Source organism: Roseburia yibonii (genome assembly GCF_014297335.1).
GTDB classification, from domain to species: domain Bacteria; phylum Bacillota; class Clostridia; order Lachnospirales; family Lachnospiraceae; genus Roseburia_D; species Roseburia_D yibonii.
Map to the genome: position 1 here is coordinate 332,824 of NZ_JACOQH010000003.1, position 14,232 is coordinate 347,055.

Consider the following 14,232-nt stretch of genomic DNA (forward strand, 5'->3'; position numbering starts at 1 on the left):
TTCTTCTCCCTTCTTCCCTTATCTTACTGTTTTGCGTCAAAACCGCTGCTTCCAAGCAGTTCTCCGGTGTTATAAGCGTTTTTGTCGTAATTTGCCGTCTCGGGAGCCTGACGCAGACTTTTAAACAGGGTCAGGTCAAAGTTCACCATTTCAAGTGCCTGTTCAAGCAGAACCCGGTTCTGCTCGTTTACCGCAGACATCTCATCCAGGGTATGACGCAGACGGTCACACAGATCGGACAACTTCTTTTGTTCGTTCGGCTGTTTTTCCAGAAGATCTATCATTTTGCGTACGGTAAGTGTCTCGGCATCCTGTCCGAGTACATCCGCCATATCCGCAAGAACCCCGGATCTTTTTGTCTCGAGATTCTTCAAAATGCTGGTGACATCCTGTTCTTCATTTGTAATATCCTCTAATGTCCGGATGTCTCCCTTGATGATCGCGTTCTTCTTGTCTGTCGATAACCCGATCAGCTTCCGGTAATGTTTTTCTTCTTGTTCGATTACGTCCAAAAGGTCGTCCATTAAACTGGCCACTGTCTTATCCTCATTCCTTGCTTAGTTGTTCATTGCATTGTAATGTGCTAAAAGTTTTTCTGCAAAATCTCCCGTATCAACCGAATAACTGCCCGTTGACATTTTGTTTTTCAACCGAGAAACCTTATCTTCCCTGATATCTGAAGTTTCCGCAACTGCCTGTTTTGCGATCTGGTAGTCCTGCCCTGTCTGTGAGATACTGAGATAATCCCTGCCATAAGACGCAGCATTTACGTTATATTTCGCAGATGTCTTTGTTGTTTTATATAAAGATGCTACCTGACTGATGGATTCTATACGCATAACGGCATCTCCTTTCTTCCCTGAATTGCTAAGTTCCCAATGAACTTTCTAATGTATTTATCGGACGAAATTGCAATTACATTAGCCCTTTTTTCATTTCTTCCATAATCTCGGCAACTGCCTCGCGCTCATCAAAATGATATTTCACGCCTTTGATCTCCTGATAATTTTCATGGCCTTTTCCGAGCAGCACGATCATATCGCCTTCTTTTGCATTTTCAATACAGTAGCGGATCGCTTCTTTTCTGTCATCGATCTCGATATATTTTCCGTTGCTTTTCGCAAGTCCGACCTTGATATCGTTGTTGATATCGGAAATCTCCTCGTCTCTTGGATTGTCACAGGTGAGCACACAGAGATCCGCCATCTCGCCCGTAACCTCTCCCATGTCATAACGGCGCAGTTTGGAACGGTTTCCGCCTCCGCCGTAAACACAGATCAGCCGTTTCGGATGGTACTCAAGCAGCGTTGTGAGCACACTTCTGGTGCTGACCTCGTTGTGCGCGTAATCGATGATGAGTGTAAATTTGTCCGACACCGGAACCATCTCCACTCTGCCCTTGACCTGTACCTCGCTTAACGCTGCAAGGATCGCTTCATCTCCGACTCCCGCCAGATGGCACACGAGCATGGTCACGAGCGCGTTGTATACCGAAAATCTGCCCGGGATGTGTACGCGCGCTTCGCAGTCCATACAGCCTTTGGTGTGAAAATGCATTCCGAGTTTTCCGTTCTCCTGTAAAAATCCGATATTTTCTGCCATGAGATCCGCCTGTTTTTCGCAGGAAAATGTTTTGACTTCACAGGTATGTCCTTTTAAAATGCCTTCCACATGCTCGTCATCCGCATTTACGATGCCGCATCTGCACTGACGGAACAAGAGGCTTTTGCACTCCATATATTCCTCGAAAGACGCATGTTCCGCCGGTCCGATATGATCCGGGGAAAGATTGGTAAATACGCCGTAATCAAATTCGATGCCTGCGGTACGATCCAGTTTCAGTCCCTGGGAAGATACCTCCATGACCACATGGCTGCAGCCCTCTTTTACCATTTCACGAAACAGACGGTGCAGCTCGTAGGACTCCGGCGTCGTATTCTTGGACGGCAGTTTTTTATCTCCCGCAAGGGAACCGATCGTTCCGATCAGGCCGACTTTTTTTCCCGCGTGTTCCAGTACGCTTTTGATCATATAAGTCGTTGTCGTCTTTCCCTTGGTTCCGGTCAGTCCGATCGTTGTCAGTTCTCTTGCCGGATAACCGAAATACGCCGCTGACATGCAGGCAAGCGCTTTTCTTGCCGATGCCACGGAGATCACCGTGATCTCTGCCGGGATCTCCGCCAGATCCACTTCTTTTTCCACTACGATCGCCGACGCTTTTTTCGCCACCGCATCCGGGATATATTTGTGTCCGTCGGTCTTCGCACCGATCATGCAGACAAACGCCGTTCCCTGCTCTAATTTTCTTGAATCATATATAATGTCCGCGATCTCCACGTCCATGCTGCCCTGCAGACAGGTGTATTCTATCTTTTCACAAAGTTCTCTTAACTTCATCTTTATCCTCCATTTTCTTATTTTTTGTGTTCCCGGTAACGCAAGCATTTCCGGATATTGTCCGGCTGGGGACAAACTGCAATGCAGAATTTCTGCAGATTTGTCTGTCCCCGGCCGGACAATCTTCCAGACTTGTACCATTTTTGCGAACACAGATCCATCCGATTAAAAATCCGGCATTCCTGAAAATTCTCAAATTCAGAGTATGCGCAGAAACTTTTTATTGGTTCAAAATATGTGATGCATCGATCTCTGACTCAAATACGGTATGGGACGGTCCGGTCATGAACATATGATTTGTTTTTTCGTCCCACTCGATATGAAGCGGTCCGCCGACCTGCTCTACCGTAACTTTTCTGTCACACCGTCCGGTCAGGACGCCCGTCACAACTGCCGTACAGCATCCGGTTCCGCAGCCGATCGTCTCTCCGGTTCCGCGCTCCCACTCCCGCTGCTTTACATAGTCCCGGCTCACAAATTCCACAAAGGTCACATTCGTCTTATTCGGAAACAGGCTCGTCATATGCTCAATCTCTTTTCCGTATTTTTCCACATCGAGATCCGCAACACTGTCTACAAACATTGCGCAGTGCGGGTTGCCCCAGGATACCGCCGTGATGTGGAAGGTGCGGTCTAATACTTTTACCGGCTGATCCACAAACTGCGGAAGATCGGTATTGACCGGGATCACTTTTGTGTCTAAGCGCGGCTCGCCGATATCCGCACGGATATTGGAAACCAGTCCGTCTTTCACCGTCAGATTCAGATGCTGCATCCCGCCAAGGGTTTCAATGACCAGATCCGTCTGATCGGTCAGCCTGTGATCGTATACATATTTACCGACACTTCGCAGCGCGTTGCCACACATCTCGCCCTCGCTTCCGTCCGGGTTGAACATGCGCATACGGAAGTCCCCCTTATCCGACGGGCAGATCAGCACCATGCCATCCGAGCCGATCGCGAAATGGCGGTCGCTCACAAATCTTGCCAGCTCCGGTAAGTTATTTAATTTCTGGTGGATTGCGTCAATATATACATAATCATTGCCAAATGCCTGCATTTTCGTAAATTTCATATCGCTTATCTCCTTTACTTTCATCTTTCCCGATTTTTCTGGTAAAAACACGGGAAACAGGAACACGGGCAGCAGCTTTTTGCCATCCACCCGTGCATGTTCAAACTCATTTTTATTTTTTAACCATTCATCGCGCGATCCAGATCCGCGATAATATCGTCCGGATTCTCGATTCCAACGGACATACGGAGGAAGCTGCGTGTGATACCAAGTTTTTCTTTGACATCTTCCGGCGTATCTTCGTGCGTCTGTGTCGTCGGATAAGTGATCAGTGTCTCGGTTCCACCAAGGCTCTCCGCAAACATGATCATATCCACATTCTTTAAGATCTTCATAACGGTCTCTTCACTGTCCACGGTAAAGGAGATCATTCCGCCAAATCCGGTCGTCTGTTTTAAGGTCACATCATAGTCCTTGTGATCTTCAAATCCGACATAGTAAACTTTCTCTACTTTTTTCTGTTCACGCAGCCAGTGCGCCACTTTCTTTGCGTTGGCGTTGTGCTTGTCCATGCGGACTGCAAGCGTCTTGATGCCACGCAGCACCAGCCAGGAATCTAACGGAGCGAGCTGGCTTCCGTGGGATTTGATATGGATATTGATCTTCTCCGCGATCTCCTCGTCATCCTTTACCACTACGATACCGGAGATCGTGTCGTTGTGTCCGCCCAGATATTTGGTCGAACTGTGTGTTACGATGTCCGCGCCAAGTGTAAGCGGTTTCTGGAAATACGGTGTCAGGAATGTGTTGTCCACAACAGTCAGCGCGCCGATTCCTTTTGCGATCTCGGAAACAGCGTGAATATCCGCCACCTTCATCATCGGATTGGTCGGTGTCTCAATGAAAAACATCTTGGTATTCTTCTGTATTGCTGCCTGTACCGCATCCAGATCTGACATGTCAACATAGGTGTGTTCTATTCCGTACTTGCCAAACACATCCCCGATGATACGGAATGTTCCGCCATAAATATCATCCGAAAGGATAATGTGATCACCCGGCTCAAGCAGGGAAAATACCGCCATGTTGGCAGCCTGTCCACTGGAAAACGCGAATCCACGGATACCACCTTCCAGGATCGCCATGGTGCGCTCAAGCTCCAGTCTGGTCGGATTTTCCAGTCTGCTGTACGCAAAACCTGTGGTCTGCCCAAACTCCGGATGGCGGAAAGTCGCCGCCTGGAAGATCGGCATGCTTACCGCGCCGGTAAGCGGCTCCGTTCCAAGTGCGCCGTGTACCACTTTGGAATCAAACGCAAGATTTTCTTTTGTATCAAAATCGGTATAATTGCTGAAATTTTTCATAATAAAAACCGCCTTTCTCTCAGGTTTTATCTTGTCAACTGCATAGTTTCGCCATTTTTAGTCTGTTTCCATTATATATGACATTATTTTGAAAGAATATCAAAATAATGCTTTATACATTGCAGATAATGCTTTATACTGAACATAACAGTTGTCTTTGAAATTTTCAAGAAATGATACAGATGGTCCGTCCATGGCACACCGCTCTTAGCAGTGCTTTTCCAGTGTGCCTAAGCGGGCTGACAGACAGTGTTGATAGAATGCCGCATTCCGGCGATAAATGTACGGAGGTTACATATGGAAAACTACGAAAAAACCGGTTATCTCACTACAAACTTCAAAATGTTCCACATCATCGACCGGCAGAAAAAAGATTTTTCTTTTCACTACCACGATTTCAACAAGATCCTGATCTTTATCCGGGGAGATGTCAGCTACTGTATCGAGGGGCATTCTTACGAGCTGCAGCCCTATGATGTGGTCTTTGTAAAAGCCGGAGAGATCCACCGCCCCGTGATCCACAGCGACGCGGTCTATGAGCGCATCATCATCTATGTTTCTCCGGATTTTATCAGTTCCTACCAGAATGAGAACTACGATCTGAACTACTGTTTCAAAAAAGCGCAAGAGGAAAAGTCCAATGTCCTGCGCATGGATTCTTTTCACCGCAGCAAACTCTACGAAGTGACCTGCGAACTGGAAAAATCGTTTTCGGATGCGGATTATGCCGGCGAGCTGTACCAGAATATCCTGTTTCTGGAATTTATGATCCAGTTAAACCGCGCAACGATCCACAATCACATCGACTATGTCAACACAAGCGCTTCCAATCCGAAGATCCTTGCCCTGCTTGATTTTTTGAACACGCATCTCACGGAAGATATTTCGATTGACCGGCTGTCGGAGCAATTTTACATCAGCAAATATTATCTGATGCACAGTTTCAAAGAGGAGACCGGCTACACGATCGGAAATTACCTGACCACCAGGCGCCTGCTCCGGGCAAGGGATCTGATCCGCGACGGCTCACCGATCACCGAAGCCTGCTTTGCCAGTGGCTTTAAGAACTATTCTTCTTTTTCGAGAGCCTACAAAAAATATTTCAAAAAAGCCCCGCGGGATCTCTGATACGGATGCTCCCACGGGACTTTTTCCATTCTTTCTTATTCTTTCCTACTCTTTTTTATTTGCTCCCTGATAAGAAAAGAACACGTCACTGCGGTTTTTCTTATCAAACATATCGTTATACTGTAAGATCTGATACTGATCCAGCATTTCTTTTTCTTCTCCGGTCGCATCGACGTAGTGCTTGTATTCCCCATCCTGCGTAGAATAAAAGCCGCGCGAGTTCATTGCCGGAACCTTCGTCTGCAGATCCTCCAGAAATTTGTGATATGGCGTCAACGGCAGCCCCGCCTTATCCAACACCATGGTGGACAGATAGTTGAGTGATGTATGCACATCCGTCTGCGTCTCTGAATCATAGTTTGTCCAGATGAAGAACGGCACGGTAAACAGTTCTTCCAGTTCATCGATCGTAAGCCCGGAAAGGCCTTTTCCGTTCATCTGACGGTAAAAGCTGCTGTTTAAGCTCGGCTGATGATCTCCGAAAAAGACGATCTCCACCTTCTGATCCACATTCGAGAAATAATTGATCAGTTTTTCCAGTGCCTGATCGCTGGTATTGACCAGGGACAGATACTGGTTTACATCCGAATAATAACCATTGGTCATCCGCACATTCTCGGTAAAGTTCGGATACTCATCGGTATAACCACCGTGATTTTGCATGGTAATGCTCATGATAAAGAGCTTCTCATCCGGATCTTTCGCCTCATACTGCGCGATGATCTTATTGTAAAGCTCCTCGTCCGTGATGTATTCACGCACAATGTTGCTCTGATCAAAATCATCGATAAAATAACTCTGGGTAAATCCAAGCAGCGGATAAACCTTATTTCTGCTCCAGCCGGTCGCGTAATACGGATGCATGGACACACAGTTATAGCCGTAGCTTTCGAGCGTGCTGACCAGTGAATAGGTATTTCCCGATACATACTGCTGATACGCCACAGAGCCGCTCGGCAGATACGCCATCGTGTTTCCGGTCAGGAATTCCCACTCGGAGTTCGGCGTCTTTGCCCCGAATACCGACGAGAGCGCGCAGCCTTTTGTAATATTGGTATCCATCGAATCCAGAAACGGCGTCACTTCCTGATTTGTGCGCAGATCACCAATCACGCCAAGATCCGCAAAGGACTCATTCATGATCGCGATGATGACCGGTGCGTCCTCTGTTTCCTTCGCGACATCCGCATCCGCCGCCGTCGTTCCATACTTGTCTTCCAGTTCCTTTATGGTGTCCAGCGAATAATCCGCCGGTTTTTCCACAAAGGAATCACGGATTCCCAGCACAAAATTCAAAATATAACCGTTGCGGTAGGTTCCTTTCTGTTCCCAGGTCTCTGTCACGATCAACTCTGCCTTGATCGCAATATGGGTGACCAGGACAACCGCCGCGCAAAGGCTGAGTGCCCGCAGCACATAGATCCGTTTAAACGAAAGATTGATCCGCCGGATCCCCGCCACATACACGATTGATAAAATGACCGCCATCGCAGCTCTTGTATCCAGCGAAAAGTGATACTCAGACGCAACGCTGAGCCCGGTGGAGATTGCTTTTAAATCTCCGAAGGTAAACTCATTCTGGCGGAACTGCCACACGAAGTAATTGATCCCGCCAAGCGACATCAGAAAAATATGCGCTGTCATACAGGCGATCTTCGGACGCGCGGTAAGAAAAATCAGTCCCAGATAAACCACCGCGCAGCACAAAATATTTAAAGTCCATTTCTGGCTTGTGATCCTCGTACGATCCTCCGGCAAAAGCAGCATATGCTGGATCAGAAGTTCGGTAAACACACTGCTCACCGCCACCTCAAGCGCCAGCCATACATAGTTGAGTTTCGGTGTAAGTTCTATCGAAAGACCTTTCAGCAGGAAATAAACCGCGCCGAATATAACCGCCATAAGCGGTGTTTTCCCGGAATAAAGACAGAAGCCCAACATAACCGCAAATGCGATCCCGCTCGTAATGCAGTTTCTTTTCTCAAATGTAAATTCAAATTTCATAATGCATTCCTGTTCCTGTTTCTATAATCTATCCCAATATACTTTCATTTTTCCCTACGCTACTATACCGCAAATCCGCGTCTTTTACAAGAGTCCGCCGGATTTCCCGCTTTTTTATGCAAGAAAAAACACATCCGCCTTTCTTTAGACAGATGTGCTTTAACTGTTTCTTTGTATGCGTTTCTTCCTCTGATGGTTCAGCGCCACAACCGCCCCGATCAGAAACGGAAATACGAATGTCGCAAAACGATATAACAGGGATGTGGACCCCGCAAGTCCTGTCCCGATCAATACGGAAAAAAGCAGTGTAAATACAAACTCAGTGGAACCGATCCCTGCCGGTGAAGGGATCACCGCCGCGAGCATCGCCGTCAAAGACATGACTGCCATTCCCTGAAACAGCGTAAGATCACACTCGGCACGCAGCACCAGATACGGGATCGAATACCAGCAGGCGAATTTCAGCAGATTTTTTAAGACCGCTGTAAAGATCAGTCTGCCATCCCGCAGAAGATCTCTCGTCGCCTCCTCCAAAATCCCGCAGTATTCCGCAAGCTGCGCCTTCTGGCGCTCTATTTTTCCGTTCAGTTTACGGTTCACCTTTTCGCTCAGCCACAAAAGCAGCCGGTGAAACCGCGTCGAACAGCAAAACAGAAGCAGAAAACACGCCACGACCACGGTAATCCCATAGCCGAGCACGAGCATCCAGAGATACGAGCTGTAGTTCTGCTTAAAAAATCCAAAATTAAAGATCAAAAGAAGAACCGACAGGATCGCGATGCTCACTTTATGGATCACATACTCGATCATATACATGCCTGTGGATTTTGAATAATCGATCTCTTTTTCATGGAAATAATAGATCGCCGCGATCCCCGCGCCACTGCCCAGCGTTGCCACACGGTAAAAGCTGCAGTAAAACGCGCTCTCCACACCGTCCAGATAACGAAACCCCGGATTATAATGACGCGCGAATGCATAAGTGATCCATCCTTCCACGAGCTCATAGAGCACAGACGCCGCGCAGATCGCAAGAATGACCTGAAAAGACGTCTGTTTTAACTGCTCCGCGATCGGCTTTGCCGAATCGCGGAATGTATACACGATCGCCGCTACGATCGCGGCAACAAATATTAATTTTATGATCTGTTTCTTTTTTCCGCGGATGAAAGATCACTCCTTACTTTTTCTTGTAATTAGTATAACCTTTTTGTTCATGCGGATGCGCTGCCCATAACTTATCCGCAGTTCCCTGCCACTCTTTTGCATATTCCACGCATTTTCCACACAGATGCTCTACCGGTTCTACTTCTTCTACGTCTGTAGAGTGCGCTCCACTTTCGTGAACCATCTTCTGTAAGAGTTCCGGATTCTCAAGCATCGGGCACGGACGAAGCATGTTCTCATTGAACGGCTGACCGTCTCTGTATGCCATGAAAAGCGGCTGTTTCAGACATTCTAACAGGCTCTTCTCGCGGATATTCGCTCCTGAGTAATGGATGAATACACACGGCTCCACATCACCCTTCGGATTGATATGACAGTAATTTCTTCCTCCGGCGATACATCCTCCGACATATTCACCATCGTTCTGGAAGTCCATAACGAAGATTTCCTTACCACCTTCAAATCCACGGACTTCACGGATTCTGTGGTAAATATATTCTCTCTGCTCTTTGGTCGGCATCAGTTCAGGAGATGCTTTCATACCTACCGGCATCAGATGGAAATACCATGCGAAACGGCTTCCGTGCTCGATCAGCAGATCAAAGAACTCATCGCTTGTTACGGCATCCATGTTCTTGGATGTATAACATACGGAGTTACCAAAGATCAGTCCGTTTTCATGAAGCAGATCCATTGCCGCGATAACCTTGTCGAATACACCGTTTCCTCTACGGAAATCGTTGGTGTCCTCAAATCCTTCCAGACTGATGGAAAGGGAAAGGTTTCCGACACGTTTCATATCATCACAGAATTTCTGGTCAACCAGTGTACCGTTTGTGTAGCTGTGGAATGCACATTCATTGTGCTTCTCGCACAGTTTGATCAGATCCGCTTTGCGGACTAACGGTTCTCCACCGGTAAACATATAGAAATAAATTCCAAGTTCTTTTCCCTGTGTAACAATGCTGTCCAGCTCATCAAATGTCAGATTTAACTTGTTACCGTACTCTGCTGCCCAGCATCCGGTACAGTGCAGATTACATGCGCTGGTCGGATCCATCAGGATCAGCCACGGGATATTGCAGTTATGCACTTCTCTCATCTTACGGATCGTCTTGGTTCCGCAGAATGCTGCCTGATAACCTAAATTCAGTGCTGTCATTTTCGCAACATGCGGATCTGTCTCATCCAAAAGACGGTTCACATATCTCATCCATTTCTGATCCGGGTTCTGGATCATCTTTCTTGCGCCGTCGTATGCAGCAGCCTGAAAGTTGTCGCCCATAAATTTCTGTGCCAGATCAACGATCTGAAGCAGTCCTTTTTCGCGGTCTTTATTAATATGCTTTAATGCCACATCGATTGCCGCACTAAATGCTTTTCTTTCAACTGCCTGTGTTAATTTTGCCATCTCACAAACCTCCATGCTCTTCCTTTAACTTTTGAATAAATCTAGGTGTCAGTATATGTAAATATAATTCACATGAACATATGCAATCACATTTTTATGTATTCCTGCAATATACATTTTCACCATTTTGTCAATTTCAATATACAAAAGTCTGACTTTGTAGCAGCTTTTTCTTTTGCTTATGTGCAACGCCGCTACATGGAATTATACCTAAAATCAAACTTTTGTCAATAAATCATTCCTCAAATGCACACATTATTGTGGTATACTGTTTTTGTATGTTTAGCTGTATTTTTTCACGAAAGGAGCATCTTTATGCCGGGATTTACCACACATTACCTATTCGGTGTTAAAACCTGCCACAGACTTGGCGCTTCCCCGCTCAGACGGGAGCTTATGGAAAACCATACCGCGTTTGGCCTCGGGCTTCAGGGACCGGATATTTTCTTTTATGATCTTCCTTCTTATGTTATCTATAAAAATAACATCGGCTCTGTCGCGCACACGACCGACACCGGGAAATTTCTGTTTTTCCTGCTTCAGAGCCGTTTTTTATTCCCGAAAGGAAAAAAACGTCAGATCGCGGAGAGCTATATTGCCGGCTTTATCGGGCATTATCTTCTCGACACCACCTGCCACCCTTATGTATACGACCGCTCGAAAAGCTGCTCGGACAGTGCCACCGCTTTCGCGCCGCATGTATATCTGGAGACCGACATTGATACCGCGTTTCTGCGCCATTATAAAAAAAAGCTGCCTTCGGAATTCTATCAGGAGCGCACCATCGCTTTAAGCCAAACCGGACATTTTGTGATCGCGAAGATCCTGCACCACTGCTACTCCAATGTATATCCGAATCTCCATGTGTCTTTTCAGACGACGCTGCGCGCGACTTATTTCATGCCGCTTGCCGCAGGACTTTTGCATGATAACACCGGAAAAAAGAAGGCGCTTGCCAGAAAGTGTGAGGGACTTCTGCTCGGTCATCCGTATTTCTCCGCCCTGATCCCGAGTGATTTCCTTCAATTTTCGGCGGATCCTTTAAATCAGGCGCACCGCCCCTGGAAAAATCCGTGGAACGAAAATGCGGTCTCCACAGCCTCTTTCCCGTCGCTCTTCTCCTCTGCGTCACGCCGCTACGCCGGATACTTAAAACGGCTGGACGAGCTGTTTTCCTGCAAAAACGAAGCCGTGCTTCCAATATTGGAGGGCAGACTGCTTGCCGACCTCGGAAATAAATCCTACCACAGTGGCATGGACTGTCGTATCCCAAGTTAGGCCACGCTTGTTGCTAATGCAAAAACGCCTTTCGGACACTTTTTCTGATCCGAAAGGCGTTTTTTCTTCTCATTTTATTCAAAAAATTCTCTGATCTGATGCAAAACAATATCCATAAGCCCGGTTCTTGCCTCAACACTCGCCCAGGCGATGTGAGGCGTGATGAACAGCCTGTTACTGTCTTTGATCTCACGCAGCGGATTATCCTCCCGCATTGGCTCAGCACTTAAAACATCCAGGCCCGCCGCTGCAATCTGTCCACATTTTAACGCTTCCGCAAGATCTTTTTCCACAACGATCGGCCCTCTTCCCACATTTAAAAAGACTGCCGTGGGTTTCATTTTTTCAAATGCCTCCCGGTTCATCAGACCGCGTGTCGCGTCCGTAAGCGGTGCATGCACAGAAACGATGTCCGACTCTCTTAACAGCGTATCCAGATCGGTCCGCTCGTATCCCGGCTGCGTATTCTTTCCGGATGTGGAATAGTAGATCACATGACAGCCGAATGCCTTCGCGAGATCCGCAACCCGTCTTCCGATCGCGCCAAGCCCGATGATGCCCCAGGTTTTTCCGCTGATCTCATGAAACACATTGCCAAAATGCGAGAACGAGCGATCCCCGATGTACTGTTCCGTTTTGACATAATCATCATAGTAGCGCAGCTTCTCGTACAGATAAAAAAGCAACGCAAAAGTATGCTGTGCCACACTCTCTGTGGAATATCCAGCTACGTTCCGCCAGGCGATCCCGCGTTTTTCCAGATAATCTTTATCCAGATTATCGGTGCCGGTCGCCGTCACACAGACCAGTTTCAGATTTTTTGCTTTTTTCAATGTCGTCTCATTGATCGGTATCTTGTTGATCACGACCACATCCGCATCCGTGATCCGCTCCGCCGCCTCTTCGGACGTGGAATAGTCATACCGCTTTACTTCTCCAAGCACATCGAAGCCGGACAGATCGATGTCCGCCCCGATCGATGCCGCATCCAGAAATACGATCTTCATTTCTTTTTTTCTCCTTCCGTGTCACCAAGTTTTTTTGCGATCTCCTTCATGGTCTTCATATCCAGACTGTAAAAATGCATGGACAACAGTGAGATGACCCATCCTATGATTGGGACGATACAGAACAAAAAGATCGTTGTCCACTTTAAGACCGGTGTCAGCGTATCCTCGATCTGCGGGAAACGGCTGTTGTAACCGATCGCAAGCATGACCAGTCCGACAAACGCTGTTCCGAGCGCCGCAAATACTTTATCCACGAAGGAAAACAGCGCCCCCATAAGTCCCGGCACAAATTTTCCGCTGCGGTACTGCTCATAATCGGAGCAGTCCGCGATCATCGGCACCACCATATTGTTTGTGATGGACTTACAGCCATTGAGCAGTACATAGACCACGAAAAACGCTATGCTGATCGCGTTAATTTTATGTAAACCGAAATTCACGGTGTTGATACTATCCTGCAGGAGGGCAACGATCATAACCACCTGAAACACAATCCCGAAATAAGTAAACAGCACGAGTGCCTTCTTCTGTCCCATCCGCTGTGCCACCTTGATCCCGGCAGCAACAACGATAAGGGTCGGCACCGCCGTGATCACACCGATCAGTCCCGCAATGCCATAATTCTGCATCAGTATGCCATAGAGCATGACGCCCACGGTGGTATGCCCATAAACCGTCGCTGCGAATTTGTTGGAACACGCCGCAAGGATCAGCATATCGATCGGCTTGTTGTTTTTTATGATCTCAAGATAATCCCTTACCCGGATCTTCTGTTTCTTATGTCTGCGGTAATTCTCCGCCCGGTCCTTGTTCCAGATCCCGATGATCGCGCCCGCCGTGCAGAGCGCTGAGAGAACGATCACCCAGAGCGCGTATTCATGGTACAGCTTTACATTGGTATAGCCGCCATACTTTGGTACGAGGTAGTTTGCCGCCAAAAGGATGCTTCCTCCATACGCCGCCATGATAAAAACCGAATCAAAGCAGGTGGAAAGCGGCCGCTTCGCCGGATTGTTCGTGATGACCGCCTGCGCGGACTTGCCGACTACTGTCTGAAGGGTATACCCGATCACGAACAATGCGTACACCACGATAAAATAAATGATACGAAACGGTTTCGGAATGTATTCCAGTGTCCCGAAAAGCAGTAACGTGCTTCCCGCCATGATCACGTTGCCCCACAGCATATACGGACGGAATTTTCCGTGCTTTCCCTTGGCACGATCCAGAAGGAATCCGGCTATCGGATCCGTCACTCCGTCAAATACATTCAATGCTGTCAGGAGGAAAGAGATCAGAACCACGCTAAATCCGGCTATGGAATTCGCGTAATAAGACGCGTATCCCATCAACGCGAGATAGAGGTTCGTCGCCGCGTTGTTCAGCGAAAACAGTGCGATCTGATATATTTTTGCCTCATTATATACAGTTCCTTTTTCTTTTGCGCTTTTTTCCATC

At 47.4% G+C, this 14,232-nt stretch carries 12 protein-coding genes; 2 read left to right on the forward strand and 10 right to left on the reverse strand.

Going from position 1 to position 14,232, the window contains the following annotated elements; translation table 11 throughout:
• Positions 1–23 precede the first annotated feature (23 nt).
• The 5 genes from H8Z76_RS06475 to H8Z76_RS06495 all read right to left on the reverse strand — a co-directional run bounded on the left by H8Z76_RS06475 (position 24) and on the right by H8Z76_RS06495 (position 4,776).
• Entirely contained in the window at positions 24–536 is a 513-nt protein-coding gene (locus H8Z76_RS06475; RefSeq protein WP_022516179.1) for a flagellar protein FlgN, read from the reverse strand.
• Between the two features lie 21 nt (positions 537–557).
• Positions 558–839: a flagellar biosynthesis anti-sigma factor FlgM gene (gene flgM, locus H8Z76_RS06480; RefSeq protein WP_186981984.1), complete on the reverse strand. Its 282-nt coding sequence runs from the start codon at positions 837–839 to the stop codon at positions 558–560.
• Positions 840–915: 76 nt separating this feature from the next.
• Complete coding sequence (locus tag H8Z76_RS06485; RefSeq protein WP_022516177.1) at positions 916–2,397, reverse strand: UDP-N-acetylmuramoyl-L-alanyl-D-glutamate--2,6-diaminopimelate ligase; 1,482 nt, start codon at positions 2,395–2,397, stop codon at positions 916–918.
• 220 nt (positions 2,398–2,617) lie between these two features.
• Positions 2,618–3,472, reverse strand: coding sequence for a diaminopimelate epimerase (gene dapF / locus H8Z76_RS06490; RefSeq protein ID WP_022516176.1), 855 nt, complete (start codon positions 3,470–3,472; stop codon positions 2,618–2,620).
• A 119-nt stretch (positions 3,473–3,591) separates the two neighbouring features.
• Positions 3,592–4,776, reverse strand: a complete 1,185-nt coding sequence (locus tag H8Z76_RS06495; protein WP_022516175.1) for a trans-sulfuration enzyme family protein — start codon at positions 4,774–4,776, stop codon at positions 3,592–3,594.
• Positions 4,777–5,073: 297 nt separating this feature from the next.
• Between H8Z76_RS06495 and H8Z76_RS06500 the strand changes: the two genes are divergently transcribed.
• On the forward strand, positions 5,074–5,904 hold the full coding sequence (locus H8Z76_RS06500) for an AraC family transcriptional regulator (protein WP_022516174.1): 831 nt from the start codon (positions 5,074–5,076) through the stop codon (positions 5,902–5,904).
• Between the two features lie 45 nt (positions 5,905–5,949).
• Here H8Z76_RS06500 and H8Z76_RS06505 read toward each other — a convergent pair whose 3' ends face one another.
• The 3 genes from H8Z76_RS06505 to H8Z76_RS06515 form a co-directional block, all read right to left on the reverse strand.
• Entirely contained in the window at positions 5,950–7,908 is a 1,959-nt protein-coding gene (locus tag H8Z76_RS06505) for an LTA synthase family protein (RefSeq protein ID WP_186981985.1), read from the reverse strand.
• Positions 7,909–8,067: 159 nt separating this feature from the next.
• Positions 8,068–9,075, reverse strand: a complete 1,008-nt coding sequence (locus H8Z76_RS06510) for a lysylphosphatidylglycerol synthase transmembrane domain-containing protein (RefSeq protein ID WP_330594982.1) — start codon at positions 9,073–9,075, stop codon at positions 8,068–8,070.
• A gap of 13 nt (positions 9,076–9,088) precedes the next feature.
• Positions 9,089–10,486 carry a radical SAM protein gene (locus tag H8Z76_RS06515; RefSeq protein WP_022516170.1) on the reverse strand — a complete coding sequence of 466 codons (1,398 nt, stop codon included), beginning with the start codon at positions 10,484–10,486 and terminating at the stop codon, positions 9,089–9,091.
• A 315-nt stretch (positions 10,487–10,801) separates the two neighbouring features.
• On the opposite strand from H8Z76_RS06515, the gene H8Z76_RS06520 reads away from it, so the two are divergent.
• On the forward strand, positions 10,802–11,764 hold the full coding sequence (locus H8Z76_RS06520) for a zinc dependent phospholipase C family protein (RefSeq protein ID WP_186981986.1): 963 nt from the start codon (positions 10,802–10,804) through the stop codon (positions 11,762–11,764).
• Between the two features lie 74 nt (positions 11,765–11,838).
• Here H8Z76_RS06520 and H8Z76_RS06525 read toward each other — a convergent pair whose 3' ends face one another.
• Both H8Z76_RS06525 and H8Z76_RS06530 read right to left on the reverse strand, forming a co-directional pair.
• Complete coding sequence (locus H8Z76_RS06525; protein ID WP_186981987.1) at positions 11,839–12,771, reverse strand: D-2-hydroxyacid dehydrogenase; 933 nt, start codon at positions 12,769–12,771, stop codon at positions 11,839–11,841.
• On the reverse strand, positions 12,768–14,231 hold the full coding sequence (locus tag H8Z76_RS06530) for an MFS transporter (protein WP_186981988.1): 1,464 nt from the start codon (positions 14,229–14,231) through the stop codon (positions 12,768–12,770). Before H8Z76_RS06530 ends, H8Z76_RS06525 begins: the two co-directional genes overlap by 4 nt.
• Position 14,232: the final 1 nt, after the last annotated feature.

Coding starts and splice junctions, on each gene's coding strand:
- H8Z76_RS06520 (WP_186981986.1), top strand. CDS start 10,802: ATGCCGGGATTTACCACACATTACCTATTCGGTGTTAAAACCTGCCAC.
- H8Z76_RS06530 (WP_186981988.1), bottom strand. CDS start 14,231: ATGGAAAAAAGCGCAAAAGAAAAAGGAACTGTATATAATGAGGCAAAA.
- H8Z76_RS06500 (WP_022516174.1), top strand. CDS start 5,074: ATGGAAAACTACGAAAAAACCGGTTATCTCACTACAAACTTCAAAATG.
- H8Z76_RS06525 (WP_186981987.1), bottom strand. CDS start 12,771: ATGAAGATCGTATTTCTGGATGCGGCATCGATCGGGGCGGACATCGAT.
- dapF (WP_022516176.1), bottom strand. CDS start 3,472: ATGAAATTTACGAAAATGCAGGCATTTGGCAATGATTATGTATATATT.
- H8Z76_RS06515 (WP_022516170.1), bottom strand. CDS start 10,486: ATGGCAAAATTAACACAGGCAGTTGAAAGAAAAGCATTTAGTGCGGCA.
- flgM (WP_186981984.1), bottom strand. CDS start 839: ATGCGTATAGAATCCATCAGTCAGGTAGCATCTTTATATAAAACAACA.
- H8Z76_RS06495 (WP_022516175.1), bottom strand. CDS start 4,776: ATGAAAAATTTCAGCAATTATACCGATTTTGATACAAAAGAAAATCTT.
- H8Z76_RS06485 (WP_022516177.1), bottom strand. CDS start 2,397: ATGAAGTTAAGAGAACTTTGTGAAAAGATAGAATACACCTGTCTGCAG.
- H8Z76_RS06505 (WP_186981985.1), bottom strand. CDS start 7,908: ATGAAATTTGAATTTACATTTGAGAAAAGAAACTGCATTACGAGCGGG.